The sequence below is a fragment of the Halalkalibaculum sp. DA3122 genome, assembly GCF_043951865.1.
GTDB lineage: Bacteria > Bacteroidota > Rhodothermia > Balneolales > Balneolaceae > JAMQKA01.
The window spans coordinates 17,383-29,464 of sequence record NZ_JBINJF010000008.1; the positions used below are offsets into that span (position 1 = coordinate 17,383).

General features: G+C 50.3%; 10 protein-coding genes. 2 read left to right on the plus strand and 8 right to left on the minus strand.

The features are described from left to right. Positions 1–73: 73 nt before the first annotated feature. The 3 genes from ACG2F4_RS07375 to uvrA all read right to left on the minus strand — a co-directional run bounded on the left by ACG2F4_RS07375 (position 74) and on the right by uvrA (position 6,578). Entirely contained in the window at positions 74–913 is an 840-nt protein-coding gene (locus ACG2F4_RS07375; protein ID WP_395259578.1) for a hypothetical protein, read from the minus strand. Between the two features lie 165 nt (positions 914–1,078). Continuing rightward, positions 1,079–3,346, minus strand: a complete 2,268-nt coding sequence (locus ACG2F4_RS07380) for a carboxypeptidase-like regulatory domain-containing protein (protein ID WP_395259579.1) — start codon at positions 3,344–3,346, stop codon at positions 1,079–1,081. Between the two features lie 421 nt (positions 3,347–3,767). Continuing rightward, on the minus strand, positions 3,768–6,578 hold the full coding sequence (uvrA, locus tag ACG2F4_RS07385; RefSeq protein WP_395259580.1) for an excinuclease ABC subunit UvrA: 2,811 nt from the start codon (positions 6,576–6,578) through the stop codon (positions 3,768–3,770). Positions 6,579–7,193: 615 nt separating this feature from the next. Here uvrA and ACG2F4_RS07390 point away from each other — a divergent pair. Beyond that, positions 7,194–7,538 (plus strand): hypothetical protein, encoded by a 345-nt coding sequence (locus ACG2F4_RS07390; protein ID WP_395259581.1) that lies wholly within the window; start codon positions 7,194–7,196, stop codon positions 7,536–7,538. Between the two features lie 434 nt (positions 7,539–7,972). Continuing rightward, complete coding sequence (locus tag ACG2F4_RS07395) at positions 7,973–9,157, plus strand: P-loop NTPase (RefSeq protein ID WP_395259582.1); 1,185 nt, start codon at positions 7,973–7,975, stop codon at positions 9,155–9,157. Between the two features lie 91 nt (positions 9,158–9,248). Here the strand turns inward: ACG2F4_RS07395 and ACG2F4_RS07400 are convergent, their stop codons facing one another. The 5 genes from ACG2F4_RS07400 to ACG2F4_RS07420 form a co-directional block, all read right to left on the minus strand. Next, positions 9,249–9,623, minus strand: a complete 375-nt coding sequence (locus ACG2F4_RS07400; protein ID WP_395259583.1) for a VOC family protein — start codon at positions 9,621–9,623, stop codon at positions 9,249–9,251. Between the two features lie 213 nt (positions 9,624–9,836). Further along, a complete protein-coding gene (locus ACG2F4_RS07405; protein ID WP_395259584.1) occupies positions 9,837–10,481 on the minus strand; it encodes an NADPH-dependent F420 reductase in 645 nt (214 codons plus the stop codon). A 134-nt stretch (positions 10,482–10,615) separates the two neighbouring features. Further along, entirely contained in the window at positions 10,616–11,125 is a 510-nt protein-coding gene (locus ACG2F4_RS07410) for a periplasmic heavy metal sensor (protein ID WP_395259585.1), read from the minus strand. Positions 11,126–11,128: 3 nt separating this feature from the next. Continuing rightward, positions 11,129–11,464: a hypothetical protein gene (locus ACG2F4_RS07415; protein WP_395259586.1), complete on the minus strand. Its 336-nt coding sequence runs from the start codon at positions 11,462–11,464 to the stop codon at positions 11,129–11,131. Between the two features lie 11 nt (positions 11,465–11,475). Continuing rightward, positions 11,476–12,057, minus strand: a complete 582-nt coding sequence (locus tag ACG2F4_RS07420) for an RNA polymerase sigma factor (protein ID WP_395259587.1) — start codon at positions 12,055–12,057, stop codon at positions 11,476–11,478. Positions 12,058–12,082: the final 25 nt, after the last annotated feature.

Sequence of the window (12,082 nt, forward strand, 5' to 3'; positions counted from 1 at the left end):
TTTTGCTGACTGTATTTCACTTGTTGTAGCCCTTGCAATTGCAATATTTACTTGTCGATCGATTTCTTGCTGGCTAATGGCACTCTTCATACGGAGTCGTTTTACTGAGAATTCCCACCATATAGCCAAGACCGTTTTGCACGTTGGAAAACCCCTCCGGCAGGGTATAGGTCGGATCGTCCAGTGAATCCACCCCCTCCACCCATTCGGGTCCGCCGGCAGCAACCATTACATACCTACTCTGCACATCCACGTTTTCGGCCACCGGTATCTGGGTTCTTTCACGAATAGCATTCAGCTCGATGGTATGAAAACCAGAAACGCCTCCATATGCCTGGATTCGGTAGGGAAACCGGTAGAGTTGTTGAGCAGAATAGCGCCATACCGACTGGGCATCTGCCAGCCGCTCGACGCCACGAATGGACAGGGTAGCCTGGCATCCGTTAAGATGATATCCGATCCTGGGCTTCGGGAAGTCTGGAGGAATGGTGACGGTGACGCTGCTTGTAGCCCCATCCGGAGATTCGGCCAGCAGTCGGTAGGTGTGCTCCGCCCGGACATCCATCGTGGTCCAGTAATTCCAGTAGTTGTATCCGCCTGTACGTTCGAACAGCGAATCCTCCAAAACGGCTGAATGGCCGGTTTCCATTTCTTCAAGTGTCACTACTGCGTCCGGTGCATCCGTGGGGACCTGAAACTCCACTCGAGCAGGTGAAATCCGCACCCACTGCGTATCGGCGGAGGCATCCAGGTAGCCGTAAAATGAGAAATGAAACTCATTATTTTCCTTGTAGGGTTCAAAGGTTTGCTCGCATCCGGCCAAACTTCCACCCCAGAGGCACAAAAGCAGGCCCGAGATCAACGTGCAAAACGAGTTTGCCATGATGGGATTACCAGAAATTTTACCATTCATTTTCACTTCTTTCCTGTTAACGCGGTTTTTTAAAAACACAGGAGTGTTGGTCCCTGAGTGCATTCAAAACCGCAGCTTATATCTCATAAATGAGGATTCGAGTGCGCAAAAATATAAAATCGGGCAAAACAACGGTTTTACAAGACCTCTATGACAAACATGATATCAAGTCCCTACCTTCATTTCCAGCGTAAGATAGGGTAAAACCGGCAGCTGATTGATGCGCCGATGGGTATAGACATCGTAATAGAAAATATTGGTCTGGTCATACATATTGACGACTCCTGCCCTCGCATTCAATGTCAGCCCGGAATCTATGATCCTGAACGCCCGTTCCAGTGACATATCCAGCCGGTGTACGGCGGGCAGCCGGCCCTGATACGGCTTGTCAAGGATTACGCGGCGCAGCCCCTGGTCTCGAAGCACATCCGGCAGGCGCTCCCTGAAATCCAGGATATCGTCGAATCCCATCGGGCGGGTAAACGGCACGCCGGTACCGAGCTGCCATCGCACGCCGGCGGTAAAAGAGCCTATATCTGCGCTCACCAGCGCATTCACCTGGTGCCGGCGATCGTGGGGCGGATGATACTGCTGAACCGGCTCATCAAACCAGACACTAAAGTGATCCTGCGCGGCTTCATACATCGTCCAGCTAAAACCGTATCCCAGCATGCCGTAGAACCAGCTGTTACTGTACTCCATGCGCAGGTCACTGCCGTAGACCTCTCCATTGGCCTGGGCCAGGTCTGTCGTAAACCGGGCAATAGTGTTCCAAAGCGGTACCGGCTGGTTGCGCATTTGCTTGTAATAACCCTCGACCGACCATGTCAGTCCCCGGGCAAGCGACTGCTGCCATCCCAGCGTGGCATGCAGCGCTTCCATCTGCTCTTGTTCTACCGGTGAAGTCATCCATGCTACAAATACAGAGCTGGCATCCCGCATGTCGCTTATGCCTGTCACCGCCTGGCGATACAGGCCGGCTGCCGCCGTAATTTCTTCCGTTTCGCGCCCGAACGGTTGCCAGGACATCCTGAAACGGGGTTCCAGGCTTGGGGCGTAATCGCCCGTATACAACGTTATGGCGGCGCCCGGACGGACCGTCAGTCGTTCACCAATCGGGATATTTGTTTCGAGATGTCCACCAAGGACAAATTGCGAGAGGCTTTCGCTGTTCAACCCCAGAAATTCTTCATCCATATGGTAGTTGAGGCGCTTTAACCGGGAAAAAAAACCGTAATCAACCCGGATATCGCCAATATATTGACGAAGGTTCATATCCAGGTTTACCCGCCAGATATCTGAAGAATATCCAGACGATTCCTCATCGATCCTGGAATTGGAAAAATAGGACAGGTTGACATTTGTCTGCATGAGTGTTCGGGAGTCCGGGGGCAGGGCTATACAGTTCCCCCCCAAAATAAAATTCCGCCATTTTATACTGTCATTCACCTCAAAATCCATGCGGCCGCGGTCGTAGGTATTCATGACCATTGCAGAGCAGCGGTCATCATTGCCGGTGAAGCTGGTTTTAAGCAGCTGGCTGCCGAATTTGAGCGGCTGCCTCTCTACCGGAAGCCAGCTGCTCGCCTGTTCGATAAACGAATTTCTGGCCGAAAACATCCAGGATGATTTTCCTTCCTGGATCGGGCCTTCTGCAAACACTTCGCCGGCAAACGGACTCACAGAACCCGACCCTGAGAAGTTGTACCGGTCGCCATGCCGCATCTGGATATCCATGACCGATGAGACCCGGCTGTTGTAGCGGGGACCAAATCCCCCGGCGTAAAAATCGACTCCCGAGATCAGATCTTCCGGGAAGGGAGAAAAGAATCCCACAATATGGGTGGGGCGGTAGACGATCGCTCCATCCAGCAGCACCAGGTTTTGAGTAGGCGTTCCCCCGCGAATAAACACCTGTCCCCCGCGATCGCCCATCGACACAACGCCCGGCAACGTCTGAAGATAGGTGGCAAGGTCACCGGCAGCAGGACTGGGCACCCGGCTCAATTCAACCGGGGTAATGCGCTGGCGCCCCTCCTGTTTCCATACGGCCCCGGTGGTTTGCTCCACCACCACTTCCTCGAGCTGGGCGTCATCCGGCTGTAGCGATACATTAACAGTCCTGTTTTCCCCCTCATCCAAATCCAGGGTGTCGGTATAGGGTCGGTACCCGATATAACTAATGCGCAGTGAATAGGTGCCCGGTTCTATCGAACTGATGCGGTAGAATCCATCGCCGTCAGCCGCAGCCCCCATGAACTTCTCTCCGGCAACAGGTTTTAACACCACGTTAGCCCCGTAGAGCGGCTGGCCGGTGGAATTATCAGAAATAATTCCCTGCATTGCCGCATCCTGGGCCTGAGCTTTTGATACTACCAGAAATGCGTAGATGGAAATGAAGGACAGAAGTATCAGTCGCTTATCATAAAACATAAACGGTTTCTTTTGATCTGAATTTATCAAAATTATCCGGGTAGGTTACCTGATGAATGATCAATGGGATTATCTCCTGGACAGGCAGGCAGCAGTTGATTTATGTTAAGGCAGCTCTTGAAAATGATCCTTTGCGTTTTACGCCCAAACAGGCAACCGCGTCCGCCTTTACCCCACATTTGAGAAATTCTGAATAAAAATATAAACCAAGTACACCATTAAAAAAATCTCATAAGGGTTTGCCCGATCCCACATAAGCCTGTTTGTACAATAGCCATTTTCTCTGTCAGCAGGAATAAATTTGTTCGAATTATTCACCGAGGAATTAGCCCGATATAGTACGGGAAAAGATTATCCATTCTAAAATCACAAACAACCACTCACGTCTCACGTTTGACGTCTGACGTCTCCCCCTCACATCCTACAACATCTCTTTCAGATATTTGCCCGTGTAGCTCTCCTCGATCCCGGCAATCTCCTCCGGCGTACCAGTACCCACAATCTGTCCCCCCGCAAAGCCGCCTTCTGGACCAATATCGATAATGTGGTCGGCGCTCTTGATAACGTCCAGGTTGTGCTCAATGATGATAACGGTGTGCCCCTCATCCACCAGGCGGTTGAAAGAATCCAGCAGGTTGTTGATATCCTCAAAATGGAGACCGGTGGTAGGCTCATCAAAGAAATAGAGCGTGTGATCGCCTGCGCTCTTGGAAAGAAATTTGGCCAGCTTTACACGCTGTGCCTCTCCGCCGGAAAGTGTTGGAGCGCTTTGTCCCAATTTCAGGTAGCCGAGTCCCACGTCCTCCAGCGGCTGCAGCCGGTTGGTGATGGAGGGTTCATCCACAAAAAACTCGATCGCTTCGGAGACCGACATCTCCAGCACGTCGTGAATATTCTTGCCGCGGTACTTTACACCCAGCACATCTTTCCTGTAGCGTTTCCCGTTGCAAGTTTCACAGGTAAGCTCAATATCCGCCATAAACTGCATTTCGATCGTCTGCACCCCTTCGCCCTCGCAGGTCTCACAGCGCCCGCCCGGTACGTTGAAGGAGAAATGGCCCGGTTCGTAACCCATCAGCTTGGACTGCCGGGTATTGGAGAAAAGATCCCGCACCCCGTCAAATGCCTTGGTATAAGTGGCGGGATTAGAGCGCGAAGAGCGCCCGATCGGCGACTGGTCGACCATCTCCACCGAATCGATATGGTTAAGCCCCTTGATCGCCTTGTGGCGGCCCACTTTGTCGTTGTAGGTACCCAGCTGTTTTTGGATACCGGCATAGAGCGTATCGTGCACCAGCGTTGACTTGCCGGAACCGCTGACCCCTGTAACACAGATAAACTTGCCAAGCGGGAACTCCACCTCCAGGCTCTTCAGGTTATGCTCACTGGCCCCTTGCAGCACGATGGCGTTTCCGGTGCCCTTCCTGCGCTTTTCGGGGACCGGGATCTCCTTGCGTCCACTAACATACTTGCCGGTCAGGGTTTTGGCTTTTTTCAGCTCGTCATATGGACCTTCAAATACCACTTCACCGCCGTGTACCCCGGCAAAGGGACCTATATCGATGATATTGTCGGCGGCCTCGATCATGGCGGGGTCGTGCTCTACCACCAGCACCGTGTTTCCGATATCGCGGAGCGATTTCAGGATGTTGATCAGGCGGTCGTTGTCGCGCGGGTGCAGCCCGATGGTGGGCTCGTCCAACACGTAGAGGCTGCCGATCAGCGAGCTGCCCAGCGAGTTGGCCAGGCTTATCCGCTGCGACTCCCCGCCGCTGAGCGTGTTGGCCAGCCGGTTCAGGGTGAGGTAGTCGAGTCCCACCTCATCGAGATATTTCAGGCGCTTCCGAATTTCATACAAAATCTGCTCGGCCACCTCTTTCTCAAATTCAGTCAGCTCCAGCTCCTCGAAGAATTCCCGGGCATGCCCGATGGTGAGCTCGGCAATCTCCCCGATATGTTTGCCCGCCACCTTCACGTACAAACCGTCGGGCCGCACGCGGTACCCTTCACAATCGGGACAGCGGCTGTAGCCCCGGTAGCGCGAGTAAAATACCCGCATGTGCACTTTGTAGGACTGACTTTTGACATCCTCAAAAAACTCATTCAGCCCCTTGTATTCATCCTTGCCGTTCCAGATGATATCCTTCATCTCTTTGGAAAGCTCGTTGTAGGAAGTATCGATCGGCAGGCCGTAACGGGCGGAAACCTTGATCAGGTCGCGCAGGTGTTTGCTGAATTTTTGTCCGCTGTAGGGAGCAATAGCCCCGTCACGGATTGTTTTTTCCGGATCGGGAATAACCAGGTCCTCGTCAATGCCCGCCACGCGCCCGAATCCCTCGCACTTGTCGCAGGCACCATACGGGTTGTTGAAGGAGAACATCTGGGGCGTAGGCTCCTCGAACTCCATGCCGTCCATCTCAAATCGCTCGCTGAAGTTGAGCTCTTCACCGTTGCGTATCTTGATTGAGCAGCGCCCCCGCCCCTCATGAAACGCGGTCTCCAGGGAACCCGCGATGCGACTCCGGGTATCCTCATCCTTCTTCACTGCCAGCCGATCTACCAGCACACGGTACTCATCTGCATTCATCTTGTCAGGATTGACTTCATCGACGGTCAAATCCAGCAACTCTTCATCCTGCATGTGCAGCAGGCGGGTAAATCCCTTCTCCTTCAGCACCTTCAGCTCGTCATTCAGTTTTTTCTTCTCGTGGTGGGGGATCGGGAACAGCACGTAAAACCGGGTACCCTCCTCAAACCGGCCGAGCAGCTCTTCGATTACGGTCTTGGTGGAATCCTTCTTTACCTCGCGGCCCGATTTCGGTGAAATTGTGCGGCCGATACGCCCCCAAAGCAGGCGCATGTAGTCATAAATTTCGGTAGTGGTACCCACCGTGGAGCGCGGATTGGAGGAGGTGGTTTTCTGCTGAATGGCCATAGCCGGCGAAATCCCCTGCATGAAATCCACATCCGGCTTGTCCATGCGCTCCAGGAACTGCCGGGCATAGCTTGAAAGGCTTTCTACATATCGGCGCTGACCTTCAGCATAAATAGTGTCAAAGGCCAGGCTGGATTTCCCGGAACCCGATACGCCGGTCACCACGGTCATCTTGTTCCGGGGAATCTCAATATCGATATTTTTCAGATTGTGAACACGGGCGCCTTTAACAATAATGGGGCGGTCGCCGCTTTTCGTTGACTTCTGCTCTTTAGCTGCAGCTTGGGATCGGGACATTCAGTAGTGTAATTTTGACATTTAAATAAACAGGTGAATATACGAAATTAAGACAAGAAGATTATGAACTGATTGCCATTTAAATAATCACCGCCCATTCAAGGGAGCGGTTTAAATCCGCGTTCATCGTGAACACCAGCCTTAAGTATATAAGCCGTCTGTGTCAGAGGCCATTCAAAACCGGTTAACGAAGAACTGGCGGTGTATCGTTCTGTGGATTCGATTTCCAGCTCTCCTCTGCCCTTAAATATTGCTCAACGAATAGTGCTAAAACCGGGAAGCGGTGATCTTTTCACCCAAGGATATTCGAGCACGATAAAAATATTACAAACAATTAATATTCATTAGTTTTTTTTAATATTTATTTGTAATATAATTTTGCGCGTTAAAAAAAACGCGCATATAATCTACAGGCGATGATTACCTCATGAGAGGTTTGTAAAACAAGCGGTCATTTTTGCGTTGAGCAAAGCAGTCTTTCGATCACAATCCCATACTTGAAAATTGCTTTGCAGGCCGCCCTTACAACTACAGACGAGAATTTCCAACGGCATCAACATATCATCTGCAGTATTTATAGCTAACTGGCTTTACAACGGAAGAACAGGCTGAATTATGAATAAATGTGGCAATTATCGGGACTACTATTCAACCGACAGATACAGAGGGTTCTACAGGTTGCATAAATCCGGGAATGGTTTTTCCAGGTTTATCCATCTGGCATTCTCTGATGGAGAGAACATCATCGTTACAACCGGTGTTTACATTGAAGAAGCCATGGCCAAAGCCTTTCAGACAATTGACAAATTTCACTTGCAGCAGAAGCGTAAAAAAGAGCAGCAGATGGCGCAACTCTCTTCTGAACAAGTACTGCCTGGTGTCAGAAAAAAGCGTACCACCAAGCCCGCCGGCTCATATTTTCGCGATTCAGCTATTCCATCCCTCGCAGGGTACCAGTAAACAGTTATCCAATCTTGAGTTTTTGGATCAAGCCAAATGGAACACCTCTTTTTTTAAAAATGCTACTATTTTCTTGTTGGGCTTTCTGATCATTTTGTGCACGGCCAAAAACAAACTAAAAAAAATGCCGTCAAATTTTGGTTATCGACTATTGGTGTATTCGAATAACGGATAACCAGTCCACAAATAACCAAACTTCGCCTCCGGTTACTGCAGAAATCCCAACATATAGGCGATGTGTAAATACCTGCAAATCTTGCCTTCCTCCTCGGCAGGTAGGCCCTTATTGGTCATAGATGGATCGTTGACGATTGATCGAATTTAATCGTGGAGCACATCAAGACACGTATAAAAAGTCGAAACACGGCGTTTAGCATCTCGGGTAAAATCCTTATCTTTACGGGCTTTAAAGAAAACTTTGTAAATGACAGTTTATGGCTATCAACAAACAGCAGGTACGTACGGCGTTAACGCATGTCATCCATCCGAAATATGGAAAAGACCTCATCACCCTCGATCTTGTTCAGGACCTGATTGTCCAGGATAAATTTGTGACCTTTACGATCGATTTGCCCGAAAAAACCCCGGAGCTGGATACCAGGCTCAAGCAGATGTGCGAGGAGACGCTCCACAAGTATGTAGACAACGACCTGGTGCTGGACATCCAGACGGCGGTCAACCTCTCCAAGAAACGCGCGCTCGAAGGAGATGAAGAGGATGGCGGAGAACCGGCTTTTCCCGGCCAGGGACATCGAGAAAAAAAGCAGCAACAATCCACGCAACAGCCGCAGGGGGAGGAAGAACTGCTGCCCGGGGTCGAAAATATCATTGCAGTGGCTTCAGGCAAAGGGGGCGTGGGGAAATCCACCGTGGCCGTCAACCTGGCGTGCGGACTGGCCCGTACCGGGGCCAAAGTGGGCTTGCTGGATACCGATATTTACGGGCCCAGCATCCCGACGATGATGGACACTCACGAACGACCCAATATTACTACCCAAAAAAAGCTGATTCCACTTGAAAAATATGGCGTCAAGTTTGTTTCAATGGGATTGCTGGTCGATCCCGACCAGGCGATGATCTGGCGCGGACCGATGGTCACCAGTGCCGTCAAACAGTTTATGCAGGAAGTGGTCTGGGGCGATCTCGATTACCTCGTACTCGATCTGCCTCCCGGAACCGGGGATATCCAGCTTACGATTGTTCAAACGGTGCCCCTGACGGGATCTATCGTCGTATCCACCCCGCAGAATGTAGCGCTCGACGACGCCCGCAAAGGGGTGGCGATGTTTAAAAAAGTAAGTGTCCCGGTTCTCGGCATCGTCGAAAACATGGCCTACTTTGTTCCCCCGGACATGCCCGACAAGAAGTACCATATTTTTGGCAAACACGGGGCCCGCAAGCTTGCTGAGCGGATGGGGATCAACTTCCTGGGTGAAATTCCCCTGGAGCAGTCGGTTCGCGAGAGTGGCGACAGCGGCAAGCCTATTGTGTTGCAGGATGTGGAATCCAGGTCGGCTCAGGCTTTTATCGAACTTTCAAACAACACCATACAGCAGCTGGCCATCCGCAACAAGGAGCAGCCGGCCACTGAGAAAATCGATATCAAGATCAAACCCTAGAAAATAGCGAACCGCAGAACAAGGAATTTCGAATAAGGAGCCTATCCTTCTGCATTCGATATTCCTTGTTCAATATTCTGTGGTTCTACAATCATTTCATGGCGTGCAGGGCCACGCGGTTGCCTTCGGTGTCCTCAAAAATAGCCATGTACCCATATTCTTCGGATATCTGGGTTTTCGGACGAAGTATTTTTCCCCCGTGCTTCTCAATCCGGTCGACAACGGACTGCAGGCGGGGCTCGGCATTCAGGTAGATCAACGAACCCTCGTGGCTCGGGATATAAAACTCTTTTCCTTCGCAAAGGGCACCTCCCATCCCTCCATCCTCTACGGGGAACATCGCCATCTTGAAATCATCACCCATCTCCATATCGATCAGTTCCACTTCAAAGATTCCCTCATAAAACTTCTTCGCCCGGCTCAATTTTTTGACCGGTATCTCAAACCACGTGGCTGCGGTTTTCATTGTGTTCTTCATCGTCTTGGGTACCATAACTCCCTCCAAATGTCATCTTATTTCATGAATCTGCAGCCTTTTGCCACTGCAATTCACTATAATTCGGGTTGTCGTTAAACTGTCGCGCCTTAAGATTTGCAGCATCGCCAGCAATTGATAACTTACTATAAAACAGTATGATAACCTAACGTGAGTAATCCACCAGCACCTCCACTAAGCAAGCTACTTGCGCAGCAGTTTGAATGCGTGATTCCAGGACTGTGTCTGCATTCCATACTTCACCCATAGAATGCACATCGGTTCGAGCTCCCGTGCCCCTTCGATACCGCCTATATCGATAACATACCAGCCAAAAAGCTCGCAAATTTCCATGACTGTCTCTTTGGCATCGTCATTATTGCCACAGATAAACATATCGGGCGGACCGCCAGGAAAGTCCGGATCCACCATATGGGCATTTCCCACAATGTTAAAAACCTTCACGATATGCGCATCCGGCAGCCAGCGCTGAACCTGCTCTCCGCCGGAATCTGTGTGGCCTAAGGCCAGGCGGGGCGGTTTGCCCTCCTCAAAAATCAGTGGATTGGTCACGTCGAGTACTGTTTTTCCTTTAAAGTTTGACTTTCCAGCCAGCCTTAACGCGCTTTCACAGCCACTCCACGCCACTGCTAATACAAGAATCTCACCGTAATCAGCGACCTCTTCAAATGTTCCAGCCGATGCTTTTCTTCCCGCCTTCTTCAACCATTGCTGAACATTCTCTGCCTGGGGAGTACGAGAACCCATCATTACGGGATGACCATACTTAATAAATCCATCCCCCAAAGCTTTTCCCACATCACCAGAGCCCAAAATTCCGACCTTCATAGTCCCCTCCTACTCAACAAATAAAAGTTATTTGTCAAGAGTACATAAAAGTTGAATAATTTGCTTCAAAAAGAATACGGAAGGCTCAATATTTTTGGGCCAAAGTGATCTGCCGTGTTCAAGTAAATAATTCCTCAGCGGTGACGATTCCCGGGTCTGGGTTCTCTTCCTCTTCGCTGCGGACCCTGCATACTTTGTTCTAAAATTCGATCAAATCGGGAGCGTTGATTTTCATTCAGTATCTGCCGGATTTTACGAAAGTGATCGTAGTTGGCCCGTTCCAGCTCGGCATGGGCATGGCCAATCCTCCGGGCAAGGCTGTCGATCTGCCCCCGGGCCTCAAGGGTATCCGCAGTTTGCAGGATATTGAAGTAGACGGCCCTGTTTTTACGGACATCCTCCATAACCGAACGTATCCTTTGCATATGTTGCTGCCTGAGCTGCTGAATTTGAGTGCGCTGCTGTTGATTCAGCTCCAACTCACGCTCCAAAAATCGCTGTACACGGCGGGGTCGCTCATCATTGAGAATCGAAGTCTGTTGCGGCGGACGTATCATCCATACGGTAGCCAGCGTTCCGATGTTAAGTAACAACAGAATGATAAAACCGGCCAGGGCCCAGCGATATTTTTTTGCGTATTCCATGCTTTATTCCTCGCTGTTCAGTTCATAAATGGTGGGAATATCAAGCAGGTAGTCCTCTGCAAATGCTTCCAAACTTTGCTGCCGATCAGTCTCGTTTGCTCCATAGGCCTGATCATATTCAAGTACCGTCCAAATATTGAAGAAGACGAGAACCAGGGCGGCAGCTAATGCCAATGAAAATCGGGGATTCCATCCTTGAGGAAGGACAGCTTGCTGCCTGTGACTGAGCTTTTCCTCCAGCCTGGCATAGAAAAAGTCATCTGTCTGTGCAGGCTTGATACCATCCCATGAGTGCATGGCCTGATCCACCTTCTTCTGAACATTATGATCTCTTTCCATCTCCTTTTCCCTCATTCGTTACTGTAATAATCGTAAAGCTGTTTTCGCAAATTTTTAGTTGCCCTGTAAATGAGCGACTCCACCGCCGAAACGCTGGTTTCCATCACGTCCGCAATCTCTTTGTAAGACAACCCTTCAATCTTCTGAAGCGTGAAGGCCACCCGCTGATTTTCAGTCAATTTTTCAATCTCCTTCATCAGGATATTTGCCTGTTCCTTCTGTTCCAGTGCCAGGCCAGGATGTTCGAAATAATGGTCCACCGCTAACCTGTCGGGATCTTTCCCCTCCTTGTTCATCATGGAACGGAAAAACGCCCATCGCTTTTTACGCTTGCGATAACGAATCAGCTCCAACGACTTGGCTACGGCAATTTGATAAATCCAGGTAGTCAATGAGGCTTCTTCGCGAAATGTTTCTATGGAGTCAAATACCTGTATAAATACCTCCTGGGCCAGATCTTCGGCATCTTCGCGGTTGTGCACAAAACCGAGACACGTATTAAAGACGCGATCTTTATGCTTCTCCACCAATGTTTTGAAAGCATGGGAGTCGCGCTGTTTGAGCTGCTCTATCAGTGCTTCCTCGTTCTCCAAAAGTTGTTCCCGTAATAAACCTGTC